Origin of the sequence: Pantoea deleyi, assembly GCF_022647325.1 — a bacterium.
Taxonomy (GTDB): domain Bacteria; phylum Pseudomonadota; class Gammaproteobacteria; order Enterobacterales; family Enterobacteriaceae; genus Pantoea; species Pantoea deleyi.
In genome coordinates this window covers 1,886,031-1,901,063 of the sequence record NZ_CP071405.1, presented here as the reverse complement: position 1 = coordinate 1,901,063, position 15,033 = coordinate 1,886,031, and the positions used below count along the sequence as shown (strand labels likewise).

Genomic DNA, 15,033 nt, shown 5'->3' with positions numbered 1-15,033 from the left:
CCGTTATACCGTAACGCTATTAATTATCACCGATCAATCTTTTGTCCCGGACTGACCATCAGCGACGATAAGCCTGCCCTTCGGTTTATGCACATTTTCAGATTCTGCCGCTGCATGCCGAACCCGAATCTGCAAAAGGATTGATCATGGAACAACGCCGCTATCCGGGCCATAACCACTGGTTTTACGAGAGCCAGACCAGTCCTCGTACCTCGCAGGCCGCGCCGCTGGTACCCGAGGCCGCCCATATTGACGATCGTTTCCTGCTGGGCTGCCACGCCGATAACCCCGAGATGCAGGCGCTGCTGCGCGCTCATCAGCCCGCCCTGCTGGCGGCACGCGATCTGGCGCAGCGTCTTTTTCCCGATCGCGTTGCAACATCGCTCACCCATACGCTGACGCTTTACGATCGCCTCAGCACCGCGCTGACGGTGGCGCAGGTCGCGGGCGTTCAGCGGCTGTGTAATCACTACTCTGCCCGTCTCAATCCCCTGCCGGGTCCCGACTCCTCACGCGAGAGTAACAATCGTCTGACCCAGATTACGCAGTATGCGCGCCAGCTCGCGATGCAGCCGGAGCTGATTGGGGCCAGCGCGATCACGGCACTGGATGCGGTTGGCCTGACGGAACCCGATATTGTGACGCTGAACCAGCTGATCGGCTTTGTCGCTTATCAGGCGCGGGTCGTCGCCGGGTTACAGGCGTTGCAGGCTCAGCCGGTTCGCTGGCTGCCGGGCAGTACCGCGCCACCGGATGCGGACGCCACCGGATTTGACCAGCCTGGCCGCTGGCAGCCCGCGCTGAAACCGCTGGAGCTACGCTACGCCAGCGCGGAACAGCTTGCGGCCATTACCCGCTGTCAGTCGCTGCCGGGTATGCAGGAGGCGGTCTGGCTGCTGGCGCATGACCCTGCCGCGCTCTCTGGCTGGGCGCAACTGCGTCAGCAACTGTCGCAGGATCTTACGCTGGCGGAGGCGACCGCCGCCCGCATTCTGGGCAGCCGCTGGGCCTTCCGGCTGCTGCCGGGAAATGAAATTTTAACGGAAGGGGTGGATGAGGCCGGGGCCACAGACGAGCCGCAGCAGATCATTGCGCTGGCGGCGCAGCTTACCCGATCGCCGGAACGCTTCAGCGCTGCGCATCTGCAGCCGCTGATGGCCGCGGGCTGGGAGCCGGAGGCGCTGTTTGCGCTGATTCAGTCTGTCGCCATCAGCAACTGGAACAGCCGCCTGTTTTACGCGCTGGGCGAGTCGCAGTAGCGGGCGCTCAGACCGGCAGCAGGCCGCGCGCCTCGTCGAAGAAGTGCTGAGCCAGCGGGGTCGCGCGGCCCGGCTCGGCAATCACCAGAGCCGCCTGACGCGCCATCGGCGGCAGGCTAATCGCGCGCTGCTGCAGCCCCTGCAACGACGCGGGCAGCAGATGGCCGACCGGCGAGACCAGCAGGCCGAGACCGACCTGCGCGCACTGCATTAGCTGCATCACCGAGGCGCTCTCAACGATCACCCGTGGCACCAGCCCCGTCTCGCGAAAAGCCATATCCAGATAACGACGAAAATAGCGCGTCGGCTCTGCCAGGCAGAGCGGCTGCTGTGCCAGGTCAGAGAGCGCCAGCGGCTTCTCCCCCACCAGCGCCGGGAAATGGTCGGGATGGAATATCGCTTCAACCCCCCGGTCCGCCAGCATCTCGGTCTGAAAATGAAGTTCCCGCAGCGTTGCCATCTCGAAAAATCCGATCCCGACATCTACGGTGTGGCTATTAAGCGCTTCCAGCAGCTGATCGGCGCTCAGCACGGCAATCCGGTAGTCGAGCTGAGGATAACGGGCCTGAACCGCCTTCAGCAGCAGCGGCAACGCCATGCTGCACTGCGGCACCACGCCTACCCGCAGCGTGCCGTTCACGCCATGTTTCAGCGATTCGACCTCCAGCTTCAGTCCCTGATAGACCGAGACGATCTCCCTGGCCCACGCCAGCACCCGATCGCCCTCTGGCGTAAACCCGGCGAAGTTGTTGCTGCGGTTAATCAGGGGCAGACCCAGCTCGCGCTCCAGATTTTTCAGGCGCATCGAGAGGGTCGGCTGGGTAACAAAACTGGCTTCGGCGGCACGGCCAAAGTGGCGTTCGCGCTCCAGGTTGCAGAGATAGATAAGCTGTTTAATGTCGATTTTGTTTTTCCATCAGCGACTTACGGTTAAGTTTTTTACGCAGCGCGTTTCTTACAGGGTGTCTGTGGGTCGCAAAGATCGCAGGCATCCAGGTGGCGTGACGAGGTTTATGATAAGCCGATTAGAGAAAGGCTTCAAACCAGCAGGCACGGGGCCTCTCAGCCGGGTAACAGGCAGAGATCTTAACCGGCTTCATCTGATGCTGTTTAAAAAGATAGCCATCGATTTCCCCTTTTATCCGCGGGATAGCAAGAACCAGGCAATCTGAAATTATGTGGCTATGATTAACCCCGCGTTCACACAGGTGAAGCATTTCCCCCTGGATACGGGTTTTATGTTTGAATTACTCAAATTTAACGAGGTTAAGACGGTTTATGGATGAGATAGATCTAGCTCAGGCGCGTGAAGAAGCGCATCTCGCCGCCTCACTGGCGGCACGCAGGCCGAAAGTGCAGAGCCTTGACGGCATGTGCATCTGGTGTAAAGATGAGTCCGTGGTGGCTGACACGGCCTTCTGCTCCGTTGAGTGCGATGAGGACTATCATAAGTACCGTCGGGAGCAGCGTCAGCGTATCAGCTGATGAACGGTTCGGACCCGGTCGGCATGGCGTCGCGTTTTGCCCGTGAGTCACAGGCCAGCGCGTCCGGCGCAATGCCGGGTCGGATACTCAACAGGCAGGTTTAAACACCCCCTGCCAGCCATCATCTGGCCGTACCGGCAACAACAACCTTCTGATGCTTTGTGCCTGTCTGCCTCTCCGCGCAATGGGCTATACGTAACTCTGCGGATAAAAGATGCGTAGCGTAGCGCCACTTTTTTCCGGCAGCGCTTTATCGGGGCGTTGCGTTTACTTCCGGACCTGTCTCTGTCCATACTCAATGAATCAAAGCGGTTCATCTATCCTGAGGAGACAGAATCATGCAAAAGCCTCGCCCTCTTCTTTCACTCCTGGCACTGGTTCTGGGTTTCACCGTGATTGCTTCGCCGGGCTATGCCGATCCCGGCAATGGCAATGGCAATGGGCATCACGGGAATAAGGGCGCACACGGCAAGTCAGGGCGCCATGATGAAAAGCTGAAGGAGAAACATCAGGACCGCAAGAACAGCGGGCAACCTGACCGCGTCGGCTCAGAGATTACCTTCTCCCGGGCACGCACGCTGGCGGTTAACGCCGGTCTGGTCGGTTATCCGTCTCTGCCGCCAGGCATCGCGAAACACGTTGCGCGTGGTAAACCTCTCCCGCCGGGCATCGCGAAGAAAAGCCTGCCCGCGTCGATGATTAATGCGCTGCCCTATTATCCTGGCTACGAGTGGCGGGCTGTGGGTAACGATTTAGTCCTCATCGCCCTGAGCACGGCTATCGTGACCGCGGTGATCAATGGCGTGTTCGACTGAAGGTCATACCCTACTGACCAGAAAAATCCTCTGCTGATGCTCCCTGGATGAACCGCGGGACGTCAGCAGGTGTGGCGACGGCGTGAAGGTCGCCGCCGTCACGCTTTTCGGGCGGAAAGCCTGAACGCCTGCCCTTAACACGCGCCTCACCCCTTCTGCATCCCCCCTCGGGTAAAGATCGTTTTCAGCGCCAGACAGATCAATCCGCCCCCCACCGGCAGCAGAAAGTCGTTGCCGAGCAGCCTGTAGAGACCTATTCCCGCGACGCCGCCTGCGAGAAACGCCAGCAGTGTCAGCGCGTGCAGGCGCAGGCGGCTGAAATAGAGTGGCGTCTCTTTGGGTGACGCCTTGCGCCGAAACACCTCAAACAGCATCGCCAGTTCGATACCGATATCCGTCGCCGTGCCGGAGATATGGGTGGTACGCACCCGCGCATTGGAGATCCGCGTGACCACCGCATTCTGCAGCCCCATCAGGAAGCTCAGGCTGGTGATTAACATCACGCCCGGAGAATGCGGGGGAAAGGCGCGCTCCACGCCCCCCAGGATCATCAGCGCGGCGCCCTCGATGAGAATGACGACGGCGTAAATGGTGCGGATATTCCGGCGCTGTCCGGCATTAATGATCAGCGTCGAACAGGCGGAGCCCGCAATAAAAAGCAGCACCACAGACAGGAAAAAGAGGCCCGGCCCCGCATTCGCTTTGGCCAGCTGGTCGGAGAGCAGCGAAACATTCCCGGTCATGTTGGCGGAAAAAAAGCCGACGATCTCAAAGGCGGCGGTATTCAGCGCACCGGCGGTGGCGGCCAGCGTGCAGGCCAGACGGGTATCGGCGCTGATGCTGCGGGCATTTTCGGTGCTGATTAGCATAACGCCCCTCCCTGATGAAAAGCCTATTTTCCGCCGATTATATCCCGGTCACCGTGCGCTGAATCAACTGCGCTTTACGCTCGCGTGGAACCCGAGCCGGTCCGGCACCACGCGGCAGCGCTTCAGCGCAACGATGCGGATTAATGGCTGGCCAGACGGAATGTGGAAACCGACTGTGTCAGGTACTGCACCTGCTCCTCCAGCGAGGCCGACGCGGCAGCCGACTCCTGCACCAGCGCCGAGTTCTGCTGCGTGACGCTGTCCATCTCCGTTACCGCCTGCTCGATCTGACCGATGCCGCGACTCTGTTCGTCCGACGCGGTAGAGATATGCTCCATCAGCTCATTAACGCGGCTGACCGAAGAGATAATCGCGTTCATCGCCTCGCCCGTACGGCTGACCTGGTCTGAACCGGTGCGGATAATCGAAACCGATTCGGCAATCAGGCTCTCAATCTCTTTGGCGGCCGTGGCGCTGCGCTGGGCCAGGTTACGCACCTCACCGGCAACCACGGCGAAACCACGTCCCTGCTCGCCCGCGCGGGCCGCTTCGACGGCGGCGTTCAGCGCCAGAATATTGGTCTGAAAGGCGATGCTGTCGATGACCGTGGTGATCTCCTCGATCTTCTTCGAGCTGGTGTTGATGAGCCCCATCGAGACCACTACTTCCTGCGACACTTTCTCGCCACTCTCGGCGTTTTTCACCGCCTCACTGGTCAGACGGCAGGCTTCAAAGACGTTTTCGGTATTCTGCTTCACCGTGGCACCCAGCTGCTCCATGCTGGCCGCGGTTTCGGTCAGCGCCGCAGCCTGCTGCTCGGTTCGCGAGGCCAGATCGACGTTGCCTGCCGCGATCTCCTGCGAGGCGGTAGAGACGGAATGGGTGGAATCCCGCACCTGAAGAATGATGGCGGTCAGCGCGCTGCGCATCTGCTCCAGCGAGCCCATCAGCAGCTGAATTTCACTGCGCGAGCCTGCCCTGACCGGCACCGTGGAATCCAGCACGCCCGCCGCGATCAGTTTGCAGTGCTCCTGCGCATGGTTAAGCGGCGCGAGCACGTAACGCTTCATAAAGAGATAGATGGCGATGATGATGGCAAAGAAGAGCACACCCGACAGCCCCTGCAGCATCACGCCGGTGGAGAAATGGCTCTGTGCGTCGCTGTTCAGTTTTCTGGCGTAAGCCTCGTGCTGCGCCAGCACCCGGTCCAGAATGATCTCATACTGACGATCGAGGCGAACCACGGTGGCGATCTGATTTTTAAAACGTAGCTGGTCGTGCGCCTCTGCCGCCTCGATCAACGGCTGCAGCCCCTGCTGGCGATACGCCTGATACGCCTGACGATAGGCCTCGGCTTCCGCCTCTTCACCCGGCAGACGCGGGGCATTCATGTAGGCCTGAAACGCCGCATCCGCTTTACCGGCGACGGTGCGCACGCTGTCCAGCGTGGCGGGATTACTGGCATCGCTGCCTTCCGTCTCTTTCATGTACTCCATCAGACGGACACGCAGAGTACGGCTGTGGTTAATCGGATCGATTACCGACAGCACCACGCGAATCTCTTTGTTGACCGCATTCAGAGAGTGGTTGCTCTGAAACAGCAGCGAAGTACTGATCGCCACGCTGGCCAGAAACAGCACCAGCAGGAAAGAGAAAATAATCAGGGAGGATTTTTTTAACGACATCAGTCCGTTCCAATTTGGGAAGATAGAGTCGCTATATCGGCAGGAAAACGCGCCCCATTAGGGTGCGCGCTTTTTTTAGTTACAATAAGCGCAGCGGCAGCAATTGTGCCGCCTCCCTGGCTGGCGCTGAGCAGGCGCATCGCCGGTTCAGGCGACGCCCAGCGCCATCTTCACCTCGCTGGCGATCTTCTCGACCTGCGGGCCATAAATCACCTGAACGTCGTGGTCGCTGACGCGGTTGATGCCGTTGGCACCCGTGCTCATTAGCGTCTGATCGACCACCTGATTCATCGCTTTCACCCGTACCCGCAGCCGGGTAAAGCAGCAATCGACATCCTCGATGTTGGCCTGCCCGCCCAGCCCGCTGATAATCACCTGAGTGCGCTCATCGGCGGCGACCTGCTGCGGTTGCTCCTCCTCTGACTCGCGGCCCGGCGTCTCCACGTTCATGCGGGTGATCACCAGCCGGAAAGCGTAGTAGTAAACCGGCGCATAGATCACCCCCAGCGCCAGCGTCCACCACCAGTGGGTTTTTGCCCCGCCGAGCATGCCGAACACCACCAGGTCGATGATGCCGCCCTGCACGTTGCCGATCATCAGGTGCAGCATCGACATCAGCATAAACGACAGGCCGGTCAGAAACGCATGCAGCAGATAGAGCACGGGCGAGACAAAGATAAAGCAGAACTCCAGCGGCTCCGTAATGCCGGTGGTAAAGGAGGTCAGCGCCCCGGCCATTACCAGCGCCCTGACCCGCTGCTTATGCTCCGGCCGCGCGGTGTGATAGATCGCCAGCGCCGCGGCGGGCAAACCGAACATCATCACCGGGATTTTGCCCTGCGCCAGAAACTGCGTGGCCGACCGCAGCGTCTCATCGGGGATCGAACCCGGATGGGTCAGCGAGGCATTGAAGATGTTCAGCGCACCGACCACCGTCTGACCGTCCACCACCGCCATACCGCCAATAGGGGTAAACCGCACGGTTTCATTCAGGATGTGATGCAGGCCGGTGGGGATCAGGATGCGCTCGAACGTGCCCAGCAGGAACGCGCCATACTGCCCGCTTTTGCCAATCATCTGGCCTATCCAGGCGATACCGCTGCCGATGGTCGGCCAGATGAGCGCCAGCAGCACCCCGACCAGCGGCAGGCAGACTACGGTGACAATCGGCACAAACCGCCGTCCGCTGAAGAAGCTGATCGCCGTGGGCAGGGTCTGCGTGTAGAAGCGGTTGTGCAGCACCACCGTTACCAGCCCGGCGATCACCCCGCCCAGCACGCTCATGTTGTAAGTAAAGACGCCCAGCATGCTGATGTATTCCGCCGACATCATCATCGCTGCGGTCTGGTCCAGACCCGCTTGCTGCAGCGCGGCAGGTGTGGTGGTCGCTGCGGTGATCCCTCTGGCCGCCAGGGTCGCACTGATGCCGACGTTCATCACGATATAGCCAATCACGGCGGCAAAGGCGGCGGTGGGTTTCTCCGCCTTCGCCAGCCCGATCGCCGTCGCCACGGCAAAGAAGAGCGGCAGATTAGCAAACAGCGCCCCGGCGACTTTACGGATAAAGCCGATGATTAACTGCGGGACCTGCATCTGCGCAAAGGCCTCGCCGGTGACGGCGGGGTTCTGCATCGCCGCCGCCAGCCCAAGAAAAATCCCTGCGGCTGCGATGACCGAGATAGGCATCATTAACGCTTTACCAAATGCGTGGATCTGGCTGGTCAGCTGTTTCATAGGGTTACGCCTCGCTGAATGCAAACAGCAAGTATGCGTCTGATGTGGGGATAACTCCCGTTATCAGCCCGTTAAAAACGGGTGAAATCTGACCAGTGTCACACTTCGGGTGCCTGCGCGATAAACGCCAGCTATCGCACCATTATGTCAATCAATTAGACAAGGTTTGAGGATAACTGCAGACTTCCTTTCACCATCAGGCTATAACCTGATAACAAACACCAAACAATAATGCCTACTATAAAAAGCCTGCACTCATATGAAATTTAAACGCCAAATCAAACCCTACCGCGCGGCTGCGGGCGGATGGGGTTCACTGGAAGCCACCACGCGTTTCGTTCTTGACAGCAAAGCGGCCCTGAAAAATATGCGCAACCTGATGCGCATGAACAAAGCGCGCGGGTTTGACTGTCCGGGCTGTGCCTGGGGCGATGACAACAAAAGTACCTTCAGCTTCTGCGAAAACGGGGCCAAAGCGGTCACCTGGGAAGCGACACGCCGCGTTGTCGACACCGACTTTTTCGCTAAACACAGCGTCACCACGCTTTATACCCAGAGTGACTACTTTCTGGAGTATCAGGGCCGTCTGACCCATCCGCTGCGCTACAACGCGGAAACCGATCACTATGAACCGATCAGCTGGGATGCGGCCTTTGCGCTGATTGCACAGCATATCAGTGCGATGGATCACCCGAACCAGATGGAGCTCTACACCTCCGGCCGCGCCAGCAACGAAGCCTCCTGGCTCTATCAGCTGTTCGGTCGCCTGATGGGCACCAATAACTTCCCCGACTGCTCTAACATGTGCCACGAAGCCAGCGGCACCGGCCTGAAGCGCAGCATCGGCGTGGGTAAAGGCACTATTCGTCTGGATGACTTCGATCACGCTGATGCCATTTTTGTCTTCGGGCAGAACCCCGGCACCAACCATCCGCGTATGCTGCACAGCCTGCGTCATGCCGCCGATCACGGCGCGAAGATCGTCACCTTCAACACCCTGCGCGAGCGCGGTCTGGAACGTTTTGCCGATCCGCAGAAGCCGCTGGAAGTCGTGACCTCGAAAGCGGGTAACATCAGCTCCTCCTATTATCAGCCGAACCTCGGCGGGGATATGGCGGCGGTGCGCGGCATGGTGAAATCCCTGCTGGAAACCCACCGTGCGCGTCTGGCGGCTGGCGAACCTGGCCTGTTTGACCAGACCTTCATTAACGCCAAAACGCACGGCATCGAGGCCTATCTCGACGCCGTGGATAACACCAGCTGGATGCAGATTGTGGCGCAGTCCGGCCTGACGCAGGCGCAGATCCGCGAAGCCGCGGCTATCTATCAGAGCGCAGACCGGGTGATCTGTACCTGGGCGATGGGGATCACCCAGCACAAGCATTCGGTCGATACAGTGCGGGAGATCACCAACCTGCAGCTGCTGTTTGGTCAGCTCGGCAAAAAAGGCGCGGGCCTCTGCCCGGTGCGCGGTCACAGTAACGTGCAGGGCAACCGCACGATGGGCATTGATGAGAAACCGGCCAAAGCCTTCCTGGATGCGCTGGGCAACCACTTCAATTTCGAACCGCCACGCGCCCCAGGCCACAACACCGTTGAGGCGCTGAACGCCATGCTGCGTGATGAAGTCAAAGTGCTGATTGCGCTGGGTGGCAACCTGGCGGCGGCGGCGCCTGATTCACCGCGCACCGAAGAGGCGCTGTCACGCTGTGGCCTGACCGTGCATATCAGCACCAAACTGAACCGCAGCCATCTGGTGCCGGGTCATGAAGGGTTGATTCTGCCGACGCTGGGCCGTACCGAGCGCGATCTGCAGGCGACCGGCAATCAGTTCATTACCGTCGAAGATTCATTCAGCATGGTGCACGCCTCAGAGGGGATCGGCATCCCGCTGGCGGACACGCAGCGTTCAGAGACCGCGATCGTGGCCGGTATCGCGGAAGCGGTGCTGGGCAGCGACAAGGTGAAATGGCGTGAACTGGCGGGTGATTACAACCTCATTCGCGACCATATCGCCGCCACCATTCCGGGCTTTGCCGACTTCAACGCCAGGTGTGATATTCCGGGTGGCTTCTACCTGGGTAACGCAGCCGCGGAGTTACGCTTCAATACGCCAAGCCAGAAAGCGGAGTTCTGCGCCGCCGCCCTGCCGGATTCGCTCTTCCCGAATCTTGATCAGGCGGTGCCTTTCACGCTGCAGACGCTGCGCTCACACGACCAGTACAACACCACCATTTACGGCCTCGATGACCGTTATCGTGGCGTGTTTGGTCAGCGTGAAGTGGTGTTTATCAACCCGGATGATATGGCCGACCTGGGCTTCACCGAAGGTCAGAACGTGGACATCGAAACGCTGTGGAACGATGGCATTACCCGTCGCGTCAGCGGCTTTAAGCTGGTTCCCTATAATATTCCGCGCGGTAACCTGGCGGCCTATTACCCGGAAACCAACCCGCTGGTGCCGCTGAACAGCTTCGGCGATGGCAGTGGCACACCGACCTCGAAATCCGTACCGGTGAAGCTGGAACTGTCGTCGGCGCTCGCCGATCAGCGCATCGCCTGACAGCCACCTCACCCCTTCCTGAAAAGCCGGCTCGTCCGGCTTTTTGCCTTGCCGCGCGGCGTCGAATCGCGTAAAACTGTCAGCCGCAATCAGGCCACGAAACGAAAAATTATGTTCCAGGATAACCCGCTGCTCGCGCAGCTGAAAGAGAAGCTCCATTCGCAAACGCCTCGTGCTGAAGGCGTCGTTAAAGGCACCGAAAAAGGTTTCGGCTTCCTGGAAGTCGATGCACAGAAGAGTTACTTCATTCCGCCTCCGCAGATGAAGAAAGTGATGCATGGCGATCGTATTGTCGCGGTGATCCACAGCGATAAAGATCGCGAAAGCGCTGAGCCGGAAACCCTGGTTGAGCCGTTCCTGAGCCGCTTCGTCGGCCGGGTGCAGAAGAAAGACGATCGCCTGTCGATCGTGCCGGACCATCCCCTGCTGAAAGATGCGATTCAGTGTCGCCCGGCGCGCGATGTCAGCCATCCATTCGAAAACGGTGACTGGGCCGTGGCGGAGATGCGTCGTCATCCGCTGAAAGGCGATCGCGGCTTTTACGCCGAACTCACCGATTTTATTGTTAAAGCCGACGATCACCTGGCGCCGTGGTGGGTGACGCTGTCGCGTCACAACCTGGAGCGTGAAGCGCCCGACGTCAGCTTCGGCGAGATGCTGGATGAAAATCTGACACGCGACGATCTTACCGCGCTCAGTTTCGTGACCATCGACAGCGCCAGCACTCAGGATATGGACGATGCGCTCTATGTGGAGGCTCAGGAGGACGGTTCCCTGCGTCTGACCATCGCCATCGCCGACCCTACCGCCTATGTGGCGGAAGGCAGCCAGCTTGACAAGGTCGCCGCACAGCGCGCCTTCACCAACTACCTGCCGGGCTTTAACATCCCGATGCTGCCGCGCGAACTCTCTGACGATGTCTGTTCGCTGCGTCCTGACGTGCGCCGTCCGGCGCTGGCCTGCCGTGTCACTGTGGCAGCCGACGGCGCCCTGGGCGATGACGTGACCTTCTTTGCCGCCTGGATCGAATCCAAAGCGAAGCTGGCCTATGACGACGTCTCTGACTGGCTGGAAAACAGCGGCAGCTGGCAGCCGGAGAGCGACGCGATTGCGGAGCAGATTCGTCTGCTGCATCGCCTCTGCCTGGCGCGCAGCGAGTGGCGTCAGACCCACGCGCTGGTGTTTAAAGATCGTCCTGACTACCGCTTCCTGCTGGGCGAAAAAGGCGAAGTGCTCGAGATTGTGGCTGAACCTCGTCGCATCGCGAACCGCATCGTTGAAGAGTCGATGATTCTGGCGAACATCTGCGCGGCACAGGTTCTGCGCGATCGTCTCGGCTTCGGGATCTACAACGTCCATGCCGGTTTCGACACCACCAATGCGGAACAGGCGGCGGCCGTGTTGGCCAGCCACGGCGTAACGGCCGATGCGCAGGCGATCACCACGCTGGAAGGGTTCCGCGTGCTGCGCCGTGAACTCGACGCCCTGCCGACGCAGTTCCTGGACAGCCGTATCCGCCGTTTCCAGACCTTCGCGGAGATCAGCACCGAGCCAGGCCCGCACTTCGGACTGGGGCTGGAGGCTTACGCCACCTGGACCTCCCCGATCCGTAAGTTCGGCGACATGATCAACCATCGTCTGCTGAAAGCAATTATCCGTGGTGAGCAGGCTGCCCGTCCGGATGAGGCCGTCACGGTCACGATGGGCGAGCGCCGCCGCCTGAACCGGATGGCCGAACGCGATGTGGGCGACTGGCTCTATGCCCGCTATCTGGCGCCTTTCGCGGCCACCGATCGTCGCTTCAGCGCCGAGATTATCGATGTGTCGCGCGGCGGTATGCGCGTTCGCCTGCTGGAAAATGGCGCGGTCGCCTTTATCCCGGCTCCGTTCATTCACGCGGTGCGTGATGAGCTGGTCTGCAGCCAGGAAAACGGCAGCGTCCAGATCAAAGGCGACGTGGTTTACCGTGTCACCGACGTGATTGATGTCACCATCGCGGAAGTCCGCATGGAAACCCGCAGCGTCGTGGCGCGTCCCGCCGTCTGATTAAGGGATCGCCTTGTGCTTCTGGCGGGATAACTTCGGTTATCCCGCCTGTCTCCCCGCCTTAACAGGTTGCAAAACTGTTATATTTGTACCCCGCTTCACACTTCTCTACTGATTAACTTTCACTTACATTCCATTACATTAAGTTTAGCTCGTTGTTTTCGATCGCTTCCCTCTCGGTCCTCACAAGGAGTTAGTCATGAAAAACGTCAAAACCAGTGTGATCTGGTTAGTGGTGGCGTTAATCGGCGCGGGCGCTTTCGCCATGCTGGCCCTCAGCCGCGGCGAACACGTCAACGCAGTCTGGCTGGTGATAGCCGCTGTCGCCTGTTACAGCATCGCTTACCGTTTCTACAGCCTGTTTATCGCCCGCAATATCTTCGAACTGGACGATCGCCGGATGACCCCCGCCGAGCGACTGAGCGATGGGCTGGACTATGTACCCACCAATAAGTGGGTGCTGTTTGGTCACCACTTTGCGGCGATAGCCGGTGCCGGGCCGCTGGTCGGGCCGATCCTGGCGGCGCAGATGGGCTTCCTGCCGGGCACCATCTGGATTCTGGTCGGGGTGATGCTGGCGGGCGCGGTGCAGGATTTCCTGATCCTGTTTATCTCCACCCGTCGCGATGGCCGCTCACTGGGCGAGATGGCCCGACAGGAGCTGGGCCCGTTCGCCGGGGTGGTCACCATGCTCGGTGCGCTGGGCGTGATGATCATTATCCTGTCGGCGCTGGCGCTGGTGGTGGTGAAAGCGCTGGCGAACAGCCCGTGGGGACTGTTTACCATTGCGGCCACGATTCCTATCGCGCTGTTTATGGGCGTCTACATGCGCTTTATCCGTCCGGGTAAGATCGCAGAAGTGTCGCTGATCGGCTTCGTGCTGATGATGGCGGCGATTATCTATGGCGGCGACGTCGCGCAGCATCCTTACTGGGGGCCGTTCTTTACGCTGAAAGGCACTTCGCTGACCTGGGTGCTGGTGATCTACGGCTTTGTCGCTTCGGTGCTGCCGGTCTGGCTGCTGCTGGCCCCGCGCGACTACCTGTCGACCTTCCTGAAAATTGGCGTCATCGCCGGGCTGGCGGTAGGGATCGTCTTCGCCCTGCCTGAGCTGAAGATGCCGGCGGTTACCCGTTTTATCGACGGCACCGGCCCGGTCTTTGCCGGGGCGATGTTCCCGTTCCTGTTTATCACCATCGCCTGCGGCGCGATCTCCGGTTTCCATGCGCTGGTCTCCAGCGGCACCACGCCAAAACTGGTCGAGCGCGAGAGCCACATCCGCTTTATTGGCTATGGCGCCATGCTGATGGAGTCCTTTGTGGCGATCATGGCGCTGATTTGTGCCTCGGTGCTGGATCCGGGCATCTACTTCGCCATGAACGCCCCGGCCGCGCTGATTGGCACAACCGTGGAGAGCGCCTCTCAGGTGATCAACGGCTGGGGCTTTGTGGTCACGCCTGAGATGCTGAGCGGCATTGCCCGCGACGTGGGGGAAGGCTCGATCCTGTCGCGTGCCGGTGGCGCCCCGACCTTTGCGGTGGGTATGGCGCATATCATCACTGAAATCTTTAACAGCCGGGCGATGATGGCGTTCTGGTATCACTTCGCCATCCTGTTCGAAGCGCTGTTTATCCTGACCGCCGTCGATGCCGGCACCCGCGCCTGTCGTTTTATGGTGCAGGATCTGGTGGGAACGGTCGTGCCCTCTCTGGCGAATAACCGCTCCTGGCTGGGCAATATGGCGGGCACCACCGTCGCCGTCGCGGGCTGGGGCTTCTTCGTCTATCAGGGCGTCGTCGATCCGCTGGGCGGCATCAACACCCTGTGGCCGCTGTTTGGTATCGGCAACCAGATGCTGGCCTCCATGGCGCTGATTCTGGGCACCGTGGTGCTGTTTAAGATGAAGAAGCAGCGTTACGCCTGGGTCACCATCCTGCCGACGGTCTGGCTGTTTATCACCTCGATGACCGCGGGCTGGCAGAAAATCTTTCATGAGAAACCCGCTATCGGCTTCCTGGCGCAGGCCGCTAAGTTCCGCAAAGGGCTGGATGAAGGCGTGATCATTGCGCCCGCCAAAAGCGTGGCGGATATGCAGACCATCGTATTCAGCAATCAGATCAACGCCGCACTGTGCGCCTTCTTTATGCTGGTCGCGGTCACGATGCTGATTTCAGCCTTCTTTGTCATCCGCCGCGCGCTGCGCAGCGACCAGCCGACCGTTCAGGAGTCCTCAGTGACGCTGCGCAACAAGGAGATACGTCATGTCTGATGCGATCTATCAGGTCCGGCGGCCGAGGGGAAAATGGCAGATTGTCCGCTGCCATCTCACTGCGGCCCCGTCGCCCCAGGGCTTCAGCTGGCGGGGGCTATGGCGCGGTCTGCAACAGTGCTTTCGCTTAATGGTCGGGGTGCAGGATTATCAAAAATATCTGCAGCATATGCGTCTGCAGCATCCCGATCAGCCGCCGATGAGCGAGCGTGAGTTTCACCGCTATTGTCTGGACGCACGCTTCCCCAGCCAGGCTGGTAAACTGGGAAAATGTCCCTGCTGAACAGGCTCAACAGCCCCGCTCCGGC

General features: G+C 60.0%; 11 protein-coding genes. 7 read left to right on the top strand and 4 right to left on the bottom strand.

Translation table 11 applies throughout. From position 1 onward, the window contains the following. The first annotated feature begins 146 nt into the window (after nucleotides 1-146). Complete coding sequence (locus J1C59_RS08935; RefSeq protein ID WP_140917252.1) at nucleotides 147-1,259, top strand: CMD domain-containing protein; 1,113 nt, start codon at nucleotides 147-149, stop codon at nucleotides 1,257-1,259. Between the two features lie 7 nt (nucleotides 1,260-1,266). On the opposite strand, the gene J1C59_RS08930 is transcribed toward J1C59_RS08935, so the two are convergent. Continuing rightward, complete coding sequence (locus J1C59_RS08930) at nucleotides 1,267-2,163, bottom strand: LysR family transcriptional regulator (protein WP_140917253.1); 897 nt, start codon at nucleotides 2,161-2,163, stop codon at nucleotides 1,267-1,269. Between the two features lie 374 nt (nucleotides 2,164-2,537). On the opposite strand from J1C59_RS08930, the gene J1C59_RS08925 reads away from it, so the two are divergent. Together J1C59_RS08925 and J1C59_RS08920 are read left to right on the top strand one after the other, a co-directional pair. Then, nucleotides 2,538-2,744: a hypothetical protein gene (locus J1C59_RS08925; RefSeq protein ID WP_128084015.1), complete on the top strand. Its 207-nt coding sequence runs from the start codon at nucleotides 2,538-2,540 to the stop codon at nucleotides 2,742-2,744. 338 nt (nucleotides 2,745-3,082) lie between these two features. After that, the gene (locus J1C59_RS08920; protein ID WP_128084016.1) at nucleotides 3,083-3,559 is read left to right on the top strand and encodes an anti-virulence regulator CigR family protein; all 477 of its coding nucleotides are present in this window, start codon (nucleotides 3,083-3,085) and stop codon (nucleotides 3,557-3,559) included. Between the two features lie 146 nt (nucleotides 3,560-3,705). On the opposite strand, the gene J1C59_RS08915 is transcribed toward J1C59_RS08920, so the two are convergent. The 3 genes from J1C59_RS08915 to J1C59_RS08905 all read right to left on the bottom strand — a co-directional run bounded on the left by J1C59_RS08915 (nucleotide 3,706) and on the right by J1C59_RS08905 (nucleotide 7,847). After that, a complete protein-coding gene (locus J1C59_RS08915; RefSeq protein ID WP_128084017.1) occupies nucleotides 3,706-4,428 on the bottom strand; it encodes a YoaK family protein in 723 nt (240 codons plus the stop codon). A gap of 140 nt (nucleotides 4,429-4,568) precedes the next feature. Continuing rightward, entirely contained in the window at nucleotides 4,569-6,113 is a 1,545-nt protein-coding gene (locus tag J1C59_RS08910) for a methyl-accepting chemotaxis protein (RefSeq protein WP_128084018.1), read from the bottom strand. Between the two features lie 147 nt (nucleotides 6,114-6,260). Then, nucleotides 6,261-7,847 carry a PTS transporter subunit EIIC gene (locus tag J1C59_RS08905; RefSeq protein WP_128084019.1) on the bottom strand — a complete coding sequence of 529 codons (1,587 nt, stop codon included), beginning with the start codon at nucleotides 7,845-7,847 and terminating at the stop codon, nucleotides 6,261-6,263. 259 nt (nucleotides 7,848-8,106) lie between these two features. Between J1C59_RS08905 and J1C59_RS08900 the strand changes: the two genes are divergently transcribed. The 4 genes from J1C59_RS08900 to J1C59_RS08885 all read left to right on the top strand — a co-directional run bounded on the left by J1C59_RS08900 (nucleotide 8,107) and on the right by J1C59_RS08885 (nucleotide 15,008). Then, on the top strand, nucleotides 8,107-10,410 hold the full coding sequence (locus J1C59_RS08900; RefSeq protein WP_128084020.1) for an FdhF/YdeP family oxidoreductase: 2,304 nt from the start codon (nucleotides 8,107-8,109) through the stop codon (nucleotides 10,408-10,410). Nucleotides 10,411-10,521: 111 nt separating this feature from the next. Then, nucleotides 10,522-12,456: an exoribonuclease II gene (locus tag J1C59_RS08895; RefSeq protein ID WP_128084021.1), complete on the top strand. Its 1,935-nt coding sequence runs from the start codon at nucleotides 10,522-10,524 to the stop codon at nucleotides 12,454-12,456. 199 nt (nucleotides 12,457-12,655) lie between these two features. Then, nucleotides 12,656-14,725, top strand: a complete 2,070-nt coding sequence (locus J1C59_RS08890; protein WP_128084022.1) for a carbon starvation CstA family protein — start codon at nucleotides 12,656-12,658, stop codon at nucleotides 14,723-14,725. Beyond that, nucleotides 14,718-15,008 (top strand): YbdD/YjiX family protein, encoded by a 291-nt coding sequence (locus J1C59_RS08885; RefSeq protein ID WP_128084023.1) that lies wholly within the window; start codon nucleotides 14,718-14,720, stop codon nucleotides 15,006-15,008. The genes J1C59_RS08890 and J1C59_RS08885 overlap by 8 nt, the downstream gene beginning before the upstream one ends. Nucleotides 15,009-15,033 lie beyond the last annotated feature (25 nt).